The organism is Deltaproteobacteria bacterium (assembly GCA_020848905.1).
In the GTDB taxonomy this organism is placed as follows: Bacteria; Myxococcota_A; Polyangia.
The window spans coordinates 14664-27435 of the sequence record JADLHG010000060.1 but is presented as its reverse complement, the minus strand read 5'-3'; the positions used below and the strand labels follow the sequence as shown (position 1 = coordinate 27435).

At 67.5% G+C, this 12772-nt stretch carries 14 protein-coding genes; 10 read left to right on the top strand and 4 right to left on the bottom strand.

The window, feature by feature from the left end:
• Window positions 1–1221, bottom strand: coding sequence for a hypothetical protein (locus IT371_26345; GenBank protein MCC6751200.1), 1221 nt, complete (start codon window positions 1219–1221; stop codon window positions 1–3).
• A 90-nt stretch (window positions 1222–1311) separates the two neighbouring features.
• A complete protein-coding gene (nadB, locus tag IT371_26340; protein ID MCC6751199.1) occupies window positions 1312–2907 on the bottom strand; it encodes an L-aspartate oxidase in 1596 nt (531 codons plus the stop codon).
• A 40-nt stretch (window positions 2908–2947) separates the two neighbouring features.
• Here nadB and IT371_26335 point away from each other — a divergent pair, with 40 nt between their 5' ends.
• Window positions 2948–3553 carry a lytic transglycosylase domain-containing protein gene (locus tag IT371_26335; protein MCC6751198.1) on the top strand — a complete coding sequence of 202 codons (606 nt, stop codon included), beginning with the start codon at window positions 2948–2950 and terminating at the stop codon, window positions 3551–3553.
• An 89-nt stretch (window positions 3554–3642) separates the two neighbouring features.
• On the opposite strand, the gene IT371_26330 is transcribed toward IT371_26335, so the two are convergent.
• On the bottom strand, window positions 3643–4437 hold the full coding sequence (locus IT371_26330) for a hypothetical protein (protein MCC6751197.1): 795 nt from the start codon (window positions 4435–4437) through the stop codon (window positions 3643–3645).
• A 242-nt stretch (window positions 4438–4679) separates the two neighbouring features.
• On the opposite strand from IT371_26330, the gene IT371_26325 reads away from it, so the two are divergent.
• The 4 genes from IT371_26325 to IT371_26310 all read left to right on the top strand — a co-directional run bounded on the left by IT371_26325 (window position 4680) and on the right by IT371_26310 (window position 7882).
• Window positions 4680–5357: a hypothetical protein gene (locus IT371_26325; protein MCC6751196.1), complete on the top strand. Its 678-nt coding sequence runs from the start codon at window positions 4680–4682 to the stop codon at window positions 5355–5357.
• A gap of 437 nt (window positions 5358–5794) precedes the next feature.
• The gene (locus tag IT371_26320) at window positions 5795–6286 is read left to right on the top strand and encodes a CarD family transcriptional regulator (GenBank protein MCC6751195.1); all 492 of its coding nucleotides are present in this window, start codon (window positions 5795–5797) and stop codon (window positions 6284–6286) included.
• Between the two features lie 190 nt (window positions 6287–6476).
• Entirely contained in the window at window positions 6477–7088 is a 612-nt protein-coding gene (locus IT371_26315) for a YIP1 family protein (protein MCC6751194.1), read from the top strand.
• Between the two features lie 92 nt (window positions 7089–7180).
• On the top strand, window positions 7181–7882 hold the full coding sequence (locus IT371_26310) for a protein-L-isoaspartate(D-aspartate) O-methyltransferase (GenBank protein ID MCC6751193.1): 702 nt from the start codon (window positions 7181–7183) through the stop codon (window positions 7880–7882).
• On the opposite strand, the gene IT371_26305 is transcribed toward IT371_26310, so the two are convergent.
• Window positions 7797–9050 carry an alpha/beta fold hydrolase gene (locus tag IT371_26305; GenBank protein MCC6751192.1) on the bottom strand — a complete coding sequence of 418 codons (1254 nt, stop codon included), beginning with the start codon at window positions 9048–9050 and terminating at the stop codon, window positions 7797–7799. The two genes, IT371_26310 and IT371_26305, sit on opposite strands and share 86 nt — an antisense overlap.
• 223 nt (window positions 9051–9273) lie before the next feature.
• Here IT371_26305 and IT371_26300 point away from each other — a divergent pair, with 223 nt between their 5' ends.
• The 5 genes from IT371_26300 to IT371_26280 all read left to right on the top strand — a co-directional run bounded on the left by IT371_26300 (window position 9274) and on the right by IT371_26280 (window position 12772).
• Window positions 9274–9771 (top strand): macro domain-containing protein, encoded by a 498-nt coding sequence (locus IT371_26300; GenBank protein MCC6751191.1) that lies wholly within the window; start codon window positions 9274–9276, stop codon window positions 9769–9771.
• 212 nt (window positions 9772–9983) lie between these two features.
• Window positions 9984–10385: an NADH-quinone oxidoreductase subunit A gene (gene ndhC / locus IT371_26295; GenBank protein ID MCC6751190.1), complete on the top strand. Its 402-nt coding sequence runs from the start codon at window positions 9984–9986 to the stop codon at window positions 10383–10385.
• Window positions 10376–10912 (top strand): NADH-quinone oxidoreductase subunit NuoB, encoded by a 537-nt coding sequence (gene nuoB / locus IT371_26290; protein ID MCC6751189.1) that lies wholly within the window; start codon window positions 10376–10378, stop codon window positions 10910–10912. Before ndhC ends, nuoB begins: the two co-directional genes overlap by 10 nt.
• Window positions 10909–11454 carry an NADH-quinone oxidoreductase subunit C gene (locus IT371_26285; protein MCC6751188.1) on the top strand — a complete coding sequence of 182 codons (546 nt, stop codon included), beginning with the start codon at window positions 10909–10911 and terminating at the stop codon, window positions 11452–11454. Before nuoB ends, IT371_26285 begins: the two co-directional genes overlap by 4 nt.
• Window positions 11455–11530: 76 nt before the next feature.
• Window positions 11531–12772: an NADH-quinone oxidoreductase subunit D gene (locus IT371_26280; protein MCC6751187.1), complete on the top strand. Its 1242-nt coding sequence runs from the start codon at window positions 11531–11533 to the stop codon at window positions 12770–12772.

Genomic DNA, 12772 nt, shown 5'->3' with positions numbered 1-12772 from the left:
CTACTCCGCGTTCGCTGCGGCGACCATCAACCGTCCGACCCCGACGCACTGAATCCACTCATCTACCGGCTCTTCGCACGAATCGGGCCGGGTTGGAAGCGGGACGACGTCCCCGATCCAGCCGACGAGGCTGCGCCGGCGGACGAGGCTGGCGTGGTGCGCGCCCGTCTCCCATACGCGCAGCGGGGAGGAGCACTCGAGTGCGACTCGCCCGGTCCCCGAAAGACGCACCATCGGAATGCCCGAGGCCTGCGAAGGGGGAAGGCCACCGTTCTCCCACGAAAGACCCTCCGAGAAGGCCACCAGCGCGTCCTCCCGGAGGTACGCCACGCTCGCGCGCAACTCGATGACCTGGAGCGACCGCGAGGGACCTGTACCGCATAGGAGTCGCCCGCGACCTCGCAGATGCGACATTCGACCCGACGGGCCCGTCCACGCGCCGAGCACGCGCCCCTGACTTCGAACGCGCAGCTCCTCGCTCCGCCAAGCCCCCTCGCACACCAGCAGATGGGACGAGCGCACGTTCACCCCAGCCTCGCGCCACCCACGGGCCGTCTCCTCCGACCGCAGCTCGAGCCAGGCACCCGCCTCCGCCGTCGGCGAGACCCCGACGATGAAGGATACCTCCGACGCCTCGGGGTGCGTGCCCCGCCAGACGGGAGGAAAGGCCGGCGCCTCGCAGAACGCGCCACGGAGAGCCTGCGCCAGCACCTCGTCGAGGGTGGGTCCGAGGGCGTCCGCTGCCCGGGCCAGCGCGTCGGGTGGCGGCGGCTCGGCAACACCGTCGCTCCCGCTCGTCAGCCCTACGGAGAGCTCTGCTTCCAGGAGCGCGGCGCGCGCGAGCTCGGTCTCGCCGAGCCCGAGATGTACGCGAGCCAGGTGGGCGAAGGCGCGGCGATGATTCGGCTGCCGACCCACGACCCAGCGAAGGTGGTCCCGCGCTCGCTCCAGCCGCCCGCAGCCAAGCGCCGCCATTCCCGCGTTGAGGCGCAGCGGAAGCTCGTGCGGGTGCGCCGCCGCGAGTTCCTCGAACACCGCCCACGCCTCGTCGCATCGTCGCGCAGACAGCAGGACCATCGCTCGGAGCGCGCGTTCGACGGGAAGCTCGCTCCCACCGGAAGACGCGTTCTCGAGCAGCTCCAGAGCCCCCTCCAGCTGCCCTTCGGCCCAGCGCTCGACGGCCTCGTGCAGTGCGACGGCACCTTGGATGGGGTCCGGCATCGGCGCGGATCCTGGACCACCACCCCTCCGCCCGTCAATGGCGCGCCTGGAGCGTCACCTGAAGGACGTCGGGCCCATGGACGGCGCGACTCAGATCTGCGGTCCGTCGACGGGCGACAGCACCGTGTCGCGGCGGTAGCGCTCGTCGGTCTCGGGACAATCCGTGTTGTAGTGGAGTCCGCGGCTCTCCTTCCGCCGGCGCGCGGATTCGATGATAAGATGCGCCACGAGGGCGAGGTTGCGCAGCTCGAGCAGGTCGGGGGTGACCAAGAAGTTCCAGTAGTACTCCCGGATCTCGTCCCGGATGAGCTCGATCCGGCGCCTCGCGCGCTCGAGTCTCCGCGTCGACCGCACGATGCCGACGTAGTTCCACATGAAGCGTCGGATCTCGTCCCAGTTCTGGGTCACCACCACCGCCTCGTCGCTCCCCACGGCGCTCCCGGATTGCCAGGGCGTGACGGTCGGCGGACGCACCGCATCGAGGGTCAGCGCATAGGTCGCCGCCCGCGCAGCGAAGACGAGCGCCTCGAGCAACGAATTCGAGGCCAGCCGGCAAGCCCCGTGCAGCCCCGTGCATGCGACCTCGCCCGCGGCGAGCAGATTGCGCAGCGTGGTCGCGCCGTGCTGGTCGACGAGGACGCCCCCACAGCAGTAGTGGGCGGCCGGCACCACCGGGATGGGATGCTGCCGCATGTCGATGCCGAGCGACATGCATTTGGCGTAGATGTTTGGAAAACGCCGCTCGACCCAGTCTCCATCGGCGCCGGTCATATCGAGGAAGACGCATTCGTCCCCGCTGCGTTTGAGCGCCGAGTCGATGGTGCGGGCCACGACGTCGCGCGGCGCGAGCGACCCCAGTTCGTGCACCGGCGCCATGAAATCCGTCCCGTCGGCCAGGCGGAGGATCCCTCCCTCTCCCCGGAGCGCCTCGCTGATCAGGAAGTTCTTGGCGTGCGGGTGGTACAGGAGCGTCGGGTGAAACTGGTAGAACTCCATGTTCGCAACCGCGGCGCCAGCGCGATAGGCCATGGCGATCCCGTCTCCGGTAGCGACGTCCGGGTTCGTCGTGTAGAGGTACACCTTGCCCGCCCCCCCCGAGGCCAGGAAGACGCATCGCGCCAGCACCGCCGAAATCCCGCCGCTCCGCACGTCCTGCACGTAGGCGCCGAAGCAGGCGTTCTCCATCCCGTACGCCGCGGTCGTGAGCAGGTCCACCGCGTAGCAGTGGTCCGCAACCCGCACGTTTGGATGGCGCAGCACCCTGTCGAGCAGAACGCGCTGCACCTCCTGCCCGGTGATGTCGGCGGCGTGCACTACGCGGCGGTGCGAATGCCCTCCTTCGCGACCGAGATCGAAGCCACCGCCATCCTCGGACGGACTGAATCGCACCCCCAGTTCCTTGAGGCGCTGGATGTGTGCGGGCCCCTCCTCGACGGTAATCCGCACGATCTCCTCGCGGCACAACCCGGCCCCGACGCGAAGCGTGTCCGCCTCGTGGCTCTCGTGCGAGTCGGCCTCGTCAAAGACCCCGGCGATCCCTCCCTGCGCCACGTTGGTGTTGGAGTCGTCGGGAGCGCGCTTCGTAACGATGAGCACGCGCCCACGCTCTGCGACCTGCAGGGCGAAATACAGGCCGGCGAGCCCGCTGCCCACCACCAGGAAGTCCGTCTCCTCGATGCCCGTCATTTGTTCGCTCCCGCTGAAGCGCCGTGCTAGAAGTCAGAGTATGCGCGCGCCGGCTGCGGCCCGCCTCCTCTTGCTCGTCTTGTCGCTATCGCCCTCGGCTGCCCGGGCCGACATCTATTCCTACATCGATGGCGAGGGGGTGGTTCACTTCACGAACATCCCGCGCCCCGGGAGAAAATGGAAGCGGGTCATGCGCACCGGCCCCGGCAAGGCGCGTGCCCTGCATGCCGAGCGGCGTAGCGCTCGCCTCCCGTCGGACCGGACGGCGCGGCACGCCGAGACCATCCGCCAGGCCGCCGAGCTCTATCACATACCGGAGCCCCTCATCCGAGCGGTCATTCGCGTCGAGTCCGACTACGATCCGCACGCCGTCTCCCGAGCGGGCGCCGAAGGGATGATGCAGCTCATGCCGCGCACCGGGCGCGGAATGGGAGTGGTAGACGCGTTCGACCCGCGCCAAAACATCTTCGGGGGAACGCGCTACCTGCGCGTGCTGGCGAACCACTTCGGAGGGGATCTGGTGCTGACCATCGCGGGCTACCACGCGGGCGCCGGCGCCGTCGCGAAGTACGGCAGCATCCCTCCCTACCAAACCACCCAGCAGTACGTGCGTATGGTCCTCAGGGAGTACTACCGGCACCGCTAGCTGGCCAGCAACTGAAGACCCCCGCGCAAAAAAAAGGCGGCCTGCCACCATTGGCAGACCGCCGTTCCCGCCGTAGGTGGCCGTCCGGTCTATTGGCTGGCGGGATGATAATCTGGCTGGCAAACGCCGAGATTGCAGAGAGCGCGCGCACCGCAGCTCTCACGCTGCGTGCAGCTTGCATGGCAATAGCCGTTAATGCACTGACCGCCGCCGCAGTGCAGATCTAGAGCGCACTGCGGGGAGCGCGGCGCCACGTCGTCCGCGCACGTTCCTCCCTGGCAGGTCTGGCCCACCGGACACGCCTCCGACGCCAGCCCGCACTGGAAGTGGCAGCGTCCGCTCACGCAGGTCTTGCCGGTGCCGCACGAGCTCTCCCCCGCGCAATACACGCGAGCGCTGCCGCAGGTGGCGGGCACGCCCTTCGGCTGACACTTGCCGCACCAGGGCTGACAGACCATGCCCGGGCCACATTGCTCATCGGAGCGGCAGCGGTCCACGCACCTGCCTGCCTCGCCGCAGTACTGCTCTTTGGCGCATCCTCCGTCATCGCTGCAGCGCTGCGCCGGCGCGATGGGACGCGCCCGCTCGAACCCCGCCGGCACGCAGAGACCGTCCACGCACGCCGTCCCGTCGCCACACGACCCGCCCCCAAGGCACCCGCTGAGACAGCCCAGCTGGGTGCAGCTGGCGCCCTCGGCGCAGGACGCCTCCGCGGTGCAGGGCGGGACGGGCACCGTCCAGCAGCTATCGTGGCGGTCGCATTGATAGCAGCCGCTCGGATCGCAGTACCCTCTCGCCACCGCGTCGTGCGAGAGCTCACATCCGCTGACGGCCAGAGCCAGAACCATCCCGATCGATGCACCGCTCGTTTTGGGGACCCGCATGGCGACTCTCCTGCTCGGGCATCGCGTACTTCAAGGAACGTGCCCGACCGGCGCGCGCGAAACTTCGGGACCTTGAGAGCGTTTCGAGCCGCATCGTGAACGGCCGTTGACGACGGGCGCGTGAACGCCTCGCGGCCGCGCGCATCGCTGCGTTCCTCGGCGGGAGGGGCACAAATCCTTCGGTCTCCGTCGCAGGCGGACGTAAGATGAGCCTCGCGATGCCCTTGATGGAGGAGAGGCTCATGGCTGACGATTCGCGGCACTGCCGTCCTCGCCCGTCGGCGGCGTCCCGCGCGGCGGGGCTACTGGCTGCAGCCGGGCTGGCGTGGGCCGTGGGCTCGGGGTGTGCGGCCGGACCCGCACGCGGACCGCAAGACGCTTTGCGCAGATACGTGAACGCGATACGGGACGACCAGCCGCAGGCGGCCTACGCGCTCCTCGACGAGAACACGCGACGCTTGATGACGCAGAACGAGTTCACGGCGCGATGGAAGACCCTGCGGCCCGAGCTGCTCACCCAGGCCAGCCAGGTCCGCGCGCGGGTCGACCAGCCCTTCCCCATCACGGCCAAGCTGAACTACCCGGGCGGAACGCGCGCGCAGTTGCGCTTCGCGGAGGGGGCGTGGCGGATCGACGGAGGCGTTTCGGTAGCCCTCCAGTCGGGCAGCCCGGCCGAAGCACTGAAGGCCTTCGTCCGCGCCGTCGAGCAGCGCAGCTACGAAGCGGTGATGAAGCTGCTCGCCCGTTCGGTGCGCGAGAGCGTGGAGCGGGACATCAACGAGCGCTTGACCAAGCTCAAGGAGGCGATGAAGGGGGAGATCGAAGTGAACGGGGACCGCGCCAGGCTCCAGTACGATCCACGCTACAAGGTGGAGCTGGTGAACGAAGACGGCCAGTGGAGGATCGCGGACTTCGACTAGGCCGGATCCGTTCGGGCCGTGTAGATCCCGGTTCTGGCTCCAATCTCCGAAGTTCGAAGGGGGACTGGCGGATCCTTCAGCCGGGCGTGACAGGCCGGTCGCTCCGACCGAGCCGTTCAGCGTACATGGATTCCTCGCACACTTTCACAAGTTACCCCGGCGCGGCGTCTTTGCCGGCTCACCGTTTCCATGTGCGCCACAACGACCCACAGCAGTCAACATACTATTATTATTAAGATGTACAAGGAGCCGGCGCCCCCGCGAAGCCTCCGATCCGCGCCACTATGTCACACCTACGACGCGCGCCGCCGCGACTCGCCAGTACCAGTCCCCCGAAAGGACTGCCGATGTCTTGCCGCACTGCATTCGGCATCCTAATTGCTTGCCAACCCGCAAACCCAAATCTTGCCCCCGTGGGCATGCCAGGGAGAGGAACCATGGACAACACCTTCAGGGTCGGTGATATGGCCGTATATCCCGCCCAGGGCGTGGTGGAGGTCGTGGGGATTGAGCAGAAGGAAATCTCCGGCGCTCCGCAGCGCTTCTACGTGCTGCGGATCGTGAATACCGATATGCGCATCATGGTCCCGATCAGCAAGGCTCACGAGGTCGGGCTGCGGGAGGTGATCGGTGAGGAGGAGATAAAGGACGTGTTCGATATCCTTCGCGAGAAGGAAGTGCACGTCGACAAGCAGACCTGGAACAGGCGGTATCGCGGCTTCATGGAAAAGATCAAGACCGGCTCCCTCTTCGAGGTCGCCGAGGTCTACCGAGATCTCTACCGTCTGAAGTCCACGAAAACCCTCTCTTTCGGCGAGCGCCGCATGCTCGATACCGCGCGCAACCTGATCGTGAAGGAGCTCTCGGTGGCTCGCCGCATGAGCGAGACCAAGATGGAGCACGAGCTGGAGCGCGTCTTCCGCGCCTAGCCGCCTCGCCTCGCCTCGCCTCGCTTCGCTTCGCCTCGCTATCGCCGCTGAGCCGCGTCGCACCCCGTTCCGGAGATTGCCCGGATCGCGTCGCGCGTGGTATGACTGCCCCCATCGCAACACCTTCGATGCGCCTGCGCGGCTTGTGACGAGCGCCCGGGCGCAGGACCATCGCCCCAAAGGAGCGCCGATGTTCCCACAGATGATCTCCCGCATCACGAAGATGATCGCCAAGCCGCGCGAGTACTGGGACGAGATGATGGCAGAGCCCGGTGACCTGAAGACCCTGCTCGTGCCACAGATCCTGATCCTCGCGGCAATTCCAGCCGTCTCGCTCATGCTGGGCACGCTGCTCGGCGGGCTACGTTTCATGCGTTTCGGCATCTACGGGCGGCTTGCCGGCGGAGCCATCGCCACCGGCCTGATCACCTATCTGTTGAACATCGTGCTCTGGTGGGCTTTCGCCCTCATCATCGACGCGTTGGCTCCATCGTTCGGAGCGCAGAAGAACGTCGACCAGGCCCGAAAGCTGGCCACGGGTGCCATCATCCCGTCGTGGGTCGGGATGGCGCTGCACCTGACCTCGATACCCGCCCTGGGCGCTCTCGGCGCCCTCGCCGGCATGGGCTTCGGCTGCTACCTTCTCTATCTGGGACTTCCGATGATGAACGGCACCCCGCCGGAGAAAGCGGCGGGCTACACTGCCGCAGCGGCCGGTTGCCTGCTGGTTGCTGGGCTCATCGTGGGGGCGGTGGCGTGTATACCGGCAAGCTGTTGCGTGGCCACGAGCGTGATCCTCTAGCGCAGCCTCCCCTCCGGTGGCGGCGGCCATCGCCTCGTCCCCTCCCCCTCGTCTCGACCCTGCACCCCCGGTTGGCGCTCCTCGCGGCGCTGATGGCAAACAGCCTCGCCTGCTACGACGGCAAAGCCGCGCCTCCCGACCGCGCGGCCGACCGCGCCACGATGGTTGTCCAGCAGGTCGAAGCACGAGGCGTAACGGATCGCCGCGTCCTGGCAGCCATGCGAAAGGTGCCCCGGCACCTCTTCGTCCCGCCCGCCGTGCAGGACCGAGCCTATGGCGACCACCCGCTACCCATTGGAGAGGACCAGACGATCAGCCAGCCCTACGTGGTCGCGTACATGACGGAAGCCCTGCGCCTCAAGCCACACCACCGGGCGCTCGAGATCGGGACTGGATCGGGATACCAGGCGGCAGTGCTCGGAGAGCTCGTCAAAGAGGTCTACACGATCGAGATCGTTCCGTCCCTGGGGCGACGCGCGGCCGCCGTGCTGAAGGCCCTCGGCTACCGGAACGTTCAGGTCCGGATCGGCGACGGCTACCAGGGTTGGGCCCGCGCCGCCCCCTTCGACGCGGTGATGCTCACCGCAGCGCCCCCTTCCATCCCGGCACCGCTGCTCGCCCAGCTCAGGGTGGGAGGGGTGCTCGTCGCGCCGCTCGGCCCCGCTGACAGCCAGGTGCTCGTACGCATGACGCGCCACCCGACGGGCTTCAGAACGGAACGCCTTCTGGACGTGCGGTTTGTGCCGATGACGGGTCGAGCCCGGGAGCGTCCGACGCAGCACCCTGGACCGTAGCTGCGCCGGTCTCCGACGCGCCCGCGGGGGATGACACCTCGGGAACGACCTCCCCAGCGGCCGGTGGGCGCTCGCTCGCCGCCGACGCGCCCGGCTGCTCCTCCGCGCGGCGCTCCAGCCAGCGCGCGATCAAAGGGAACACGTCGCGGGGCGCGTTCCTGCCGATGAGCAGGTCCAGGTGGCCGTAGTTGGCGCTCATCCCCCCAAGCCGCCCGGCCACGACGAGCTGCTTGTCGCGGGCGTGCTCCAGGGTTTCGAAGGTCTCCTGGACCATGGACGGAGGCGCGAGTCGGTCTCGCGGCCCGCTGATGAGGAGCACCGGAAGCTCGATGCGCGCGAGCTCCTTTCGGTAGTCGCGGCCATCGTCGAAGCCGGTGAGCACGTCTCGCTCCAACCAGTCTGCCAACTGATCCAGCTCCTTCGGGGCGCATCCCGAGAACGCGGTCACCATGACCCGCCGGTAGATCGTACCGTCCACATTGTCCGCGTGGCACAGCCACCGAAAGGGCGGGAGGTTCACCCTCCCGAGCAGCGGCGCAGCGAGCGCGACGAGTGCGCGGGATGGCACGAAGCGCAAGAGGCGCACGAGCCAGGGGGAGATGTGCTCGGACTGCCTGCGGAAATAGGCCGGCGCGGCCAGCGCGACGCCTCGCCCGAGCCGTGGGCCTTCGCGCTCCGCCACGACCGCCAGCATGGCCAGCGCCCCCCCTCCGAAGCCGACCCAGCTGACCTCGCTCGCGCCGGTTCGTCCGCGGATCTCCGCAAGCGCCGCCGGCAGGTCGAACTCGAGGTACTCGTCGAAGGACCAGTTCGGGCGGTAGCGCCCCCAGAGGCGCGGGCGCGACGACCGCCCACGCCCGCGGAAATCCAGTACCCACACGTCGTAACCCTGGGCCGACAGATAGCGCGCCAGGGACACGTCGCCCGCGTCGAAGACCTCGCCGCTCATACCCAGACCGGGGCAGAGGAGGAGCGGCGGCGCGTCCTTGACCGGTTCGCCCGGCTGGTAGCGCCTGAGGGCCAGTCGCCACCCGTCCACGGTGCGGGCGAAGGTCACCATGTGGGGCTCGGTCTCGAGATGGAAATAGCGCCCGGAGAGAAACGCGCACAGCCCGAGCAGCCCGACGACGACGGCGATCCAGTAGAGAGCGGTGAGCAGCGCCAGCATGCGGAAGTCCTCGGATGATACCACGGACGGGGAACGCGCCCCGGGTGGCCGCCACCCTTCCGACCCGTCCCAGAGGTGCCGCCCGGACGCAGAACAGGTTGACATCACATGGCTATCGGCATATGGTTCCCCGCCTTGGCGTGGTCGATTTCACCGTCCGCGCTCATCGGAGTGCCGAGCGCCACACGTAGCGCCCGCCGCTCAGCCTGGCCTAGGAATGCGAATGCAGATCGAACTGCGGAACTCCGACGTGCTGACCTTCGAGGGGGACGGCATCATCGTCCCCACGATCTCCGAGGGGCAAATGGTCGAGGGCGTGGCTGCGCGCATCAGAGCGCTCGTCGGCCCGTCGATCGAAGAAGAGGTCACGAAACACGCCCCGATCGCGGTCGGTGCAGCCTTCGTGACCGCAGCCGGCCCCTTGCCCGTGAAGCACCTCATCCATGTGCCCCTGGCCGAGGCGGTCGGCATGCGCATCGGTATCGAGAACATCCGCCGCGCCACGAGAGCCGGCCTCCTGGGTGCAACGAAGTTCGGACTGGAGCGCGTGGCGATCCCGGGTATGGGCTACGGCGAACTGGGCGTGCCGCACGACGAGGCTGCCCGCGCCATGATCGACGAGGCGCTCGCGTACAAGGGGACCCACCCGTCGCTCGTGGTCTTCATGGACGAGGATCCCGACATGTGGGAAGCCCTGACGGAGCACACCTCGAGTCGCTGACCCTCCCGCACCCCTTCTGCGCCCCTCTCACCCGGGCCAGATCCTCCTTCCGAGCCATGCGCGCCTGCGATTCTCTTCGACTCGAACGCCTGGAAGTGACAGAGGAAAGCCGCGTCATGCGCCGCCAGTTTTGCTTTGACAGCACCCGAGGCCGTCAGCATACTTAGCCCCGTCGGCGCCAACCGGGTGCCGACGAGAATCCCAAGGACGCGATGCTCACCAGCTATCTGCCCGTGCTCGTGCTTCTGGCCGTCGCCGGCGGCCTCGCTTCGGTGCTCCTGTTCGTTCCGAAACTCCTCGGCCCGTCGAAGTCTACGCCCGAGAAGCAGCTGCCGGTCGAGAGCGGCATGGACCCCATACGGGCGCCGCGTCTCCGGTTCAACGCGCAGTTCTACCGGGTGGCCTTGCTCTTCCTCGTGTTCGACATCGAGGCCGCGTTCTTCTACCCCTGGGCTGTCATGTTCCGGGACCTGAGCTGCACCGGCGAGGTCCAGAACGGGGTCTGCCGCGGTGCGGTCTCCCCGTTCGGATTCCTCGTCATGCTGGTCTTCCTCGCAGTGCTTCTCCTGGCGCTGATCTTCGTCTGGAGAAAGAAGGCGCTCGAATGGGACTAGAATTCACCACGGGCCGCCTGGCCGACGCCGTCGCGTGGGCGCGTAAGTTCTCCCTCTTCCAGTACCCCTTCGCGACCGCGTGCTGCGCCATGGAGTTTATGTCCCTGTGGGGCCCGCGCTACGACGTGGCGCGTTTCGGGGCCGAGTTCCCCCGCTTCTCGCCCAGACAGGCCGACCTGCTCATGGTCGTCGGCACCGTCACCGAACGGCAAGCCCCGGTGCTCAAGCGCATCTATGAGCAGATGTGCGAGCCGAAGTGGGTCGTGTCGTTCGGGGTATGCGCCTCGAGCGGCGGCTTCTATCAGAACTACTCCGTGACTCCAGGCATCGACCATGTCATCCCGGTGGATGTCTACATCCCCGGCTGTCCGCCGCGTCCGGAACAGGTGCTCGACGCCTTGATCATGCTCCAGGACCGCATCCAGAGCCGCCAGGGTTGGTCGGAGCGCATGTACGAGCTCGACCAGCGAAAGCAACGCGAAGCGCAAGGCGTCGACGCCGTCACCAAGCCCGGAGCGGTGCGATGAGCCAGATGGCGCTCGAGAGACTCGTGGCAGAGCTAGGTCCCGCGGTGATCGAGACGCACCAGCACCGCGGTGACGAGACAGCGCTGCTCGATCGCGCCGCGGTGCACCGCGCGTGCCTCTGGCTCCGCGACACGGACGGGCTGAACTTCGATCTGCTCACCGACCTGACCGCGGTAGACTACCTCGAGCAGGCGCGAGCCTATCGCTTCGAGGTCGTGTACCACCTCTACTCCATGAAGCGTCGCCACCGCCTGCGGCTCAAGACCCGGGTGCAGCTCGAAGACCCGACGGTGGACACGGTCAGCGACCTCTGGAAGGTCGCAAACTGGCTGGAGCGCGAAGTCTGGGACATGTACGGGATCCGCTTCAACGGCCATCCCGATCCTCGCCGCATCTTGCTGTACGAGGAGTTCGTCGGACACCCGCTGCGCAAGGACTACCCGAAGGAGCGGCGACAACCTCTCGCGCGACGTCCTCCGGAGGAGATCGCCGCCGCGTTGGCCGGGCGCCCTGGAACCGGAAGGAGCCTGCTGGATCCCTAGCGACCCTCCCCGCGCCTTCGACTGATGGCCGCGGCGCTGCGTGCCGAAGCCCACCCGGCGCAAGGAACGAAGAACGATGTCTGAACGCCTTGACCTGACCATCCGTCGGCCCGTCCCGCAGCTCTCCCGCGCTGCGGACATCGGACATCTGCCCACGGACGACATGATCATCAACCTCGGTCCGTCCCACCCGGCGACGCACGGGACGGTGAACATACGGCTCGTTCTGGACGGGGAGCGGATCAAGGACGCGCAGGTGAACGTCGGCTACCTCCATCGGGGCTTCGAGAAGGAGTGCGAGGCGCACACCTGGGCCGAGATCTTCCCCTATACCGACCGACTGAACTACGCCTCGCCCATGCTCAACAACGTGGGCTTCGCCATGGCGGTCGAGAAGCTGCTCGGCATCGCGCCCCCGCTCCGCGCGCAGTACATCCAGGTCATCGTGGGAGAGCTAGCGCGCCTGTGCGACCACCTCACGTACATGGCCGCCCAGGTCATGGAAATGGGTGCGCTGACCGTCTTCTTCTACGCGGTGAAGGGGCGCGAATGGCTCTGGGATCTCCTCGAGGAGATCTCTGGCGCTCGCCTCACGCACTCGTACGTCCGCATCGGCGGCGTGGCCTGGGACATGCCCGAAGGCTGGCCAGACCGCGCCGGGGCCACGCTGCTCAAAGTTGGAGAGATCGTCTCCGAGATCGACCGCCTCGTGACGCGCAACCGCATCTTTCTCGATCGCATGGAGGGGATAGCGGTCGTCAGCGCCGAGGATGCCGTGAGCTTCGGCTGGACGGGCCCCTGCCTCCGCGCGAGCGGCGTCGAGTACGACGTCAGGAAGGCTCACCCCTACCGCGTCTACGACCGATTCGACTTCGAGATCCCCATCGGAACCAACGGCGACAACCTGGATCGCTACTTGGTTCGCATCGAAGAGGTCCGGCAGAGCATTCGCATCATCCAGCAGGCGCTCGAGCAGGTGGAGCCGGGTCCCGTGCTCCTCGACGACCCGCGGGTGGTGCTGCCTCCGAAGCGCGAGACCTACAACACGATCGAAGGCCTCATCAACCACTTCAAGCTCGTCGTGGACGGGATCCGCGTCCCCGCGGGCGAGACCTATAGCTACACCGAGGCGAGCAACGGCGAGCTGGGCTTCTACCTGGTGTCCGACGGCACCGGTCGCCCGGTGAAGTGCCGCTGCCGCCCTCCCTGCTTCATGCAGATGACGGCCATGGAGCAGATGCTTCGTGGCCAGTTCATCGCGGACCTTGTGCCGATCTTCGATACGCTGAACATGATCGGCGGTGAGTGCGACCGTTGA

Excerpts from the sequence above, each read along its gene's own strand:
- IT371_26280 (MCC6751187.1), top strand. The coding sequence starts at position 11,531 with ATGTCTGAACGCCTTGACCTGACCATCCGTCGGCCCGTCCCGCAGCTC.
- IT371_26325 (MCC6751196.1), top strand. The coding sequence starts at position 4,680 with ATGGCTGACGATTCGCGGCACTGCCGTCCTCGCCCGTCGGCGGCGTCC.
- IT371_26310 (MCC6751193.1), top strand. The coding sequence starts at position 7,181 with ATGGCAAACAGCCTCGCCTGCTACGACGGCAAAGCCGCGCCTCCCGAC.
- IT371_26305 (MCC6751192.1), bottom strand. The coding sequence starts at position 9,050 with ATGCTGGCGCTGCTCACCGCTCTCTACTGGATCGCCGTCGTCGTCGGG.
- nuoB (MCC6751189.1), top strand. The coding sequence starts at position 10,376 with ATGGGACTAGAATTCACCACGGGCCGCCTGGCCGACGCCGTCGCGTGG.
- IT371_26330 (MCC6751197.1), bottom strand. The coding sequence starts at position 4,437 with ATGCGGGTCCCCAAAACGAGCGGTGCATCGATCGGGATGGTTCTGGCT.
- IT371_26285 (MCC6751188.1), top strand. The coding sequence starts at position 10,909 with ATGAGCCAGATGGCGCTCGAGAGACTCGTGGCAGAGCTAGGTCCCGCG.
- IT371_26345 (MCC6751200.1), bottom strand. The coding sequence starts at position 1,221 with ATGCCGGACCCCATCCAAGGTGCCGTCGCACTGCACGAGGCCGTCGAG.
- IT371_26335 (MCC6751198.1), top strand. The coding sequence starts at position 2,948 with ATGCGCGCGCCGGCTGCGGCCCGCCTCCTCTTGCTCGTCTTGTCGCTA.
- ndhC (MCC6751190.1), top strand. The coding sequence starts at position 9,984 with ATGCTCACCAGCTATCTGCCCGTGCTCGTGCTTCTGGCCGTCGCCGGC.
- IT371_26315 (MCC6751194.1), top strand. The coding sequence starts at position 6,477 with ATGTTCCCACAGATGATCTCCCGCATCACGAAGATGATCGCCAAGCCG.
- IT371_26300 (MCC6751191.1), top strand. The coding sequence starts at position 9,274 with ATGCAGATCGAACTGCGGAACTCCGACGTGCTGACCTTCGAGGGGGAC.
- IT371_26320 (MCC6751195.1), top strand. The coding sequence starts at position 5,795 with ATGGACAACACCTTCAGGGTCGGTGATATGGCCGTATATCCCGCCCAG.
- nadB (MCC6751199.1), bottom strand. The coding sequence starts at position 2,907 with ATGACGGGCATCGAGGAGACGGACTTCCTGGTGGTGGGCAGCGGGCTC.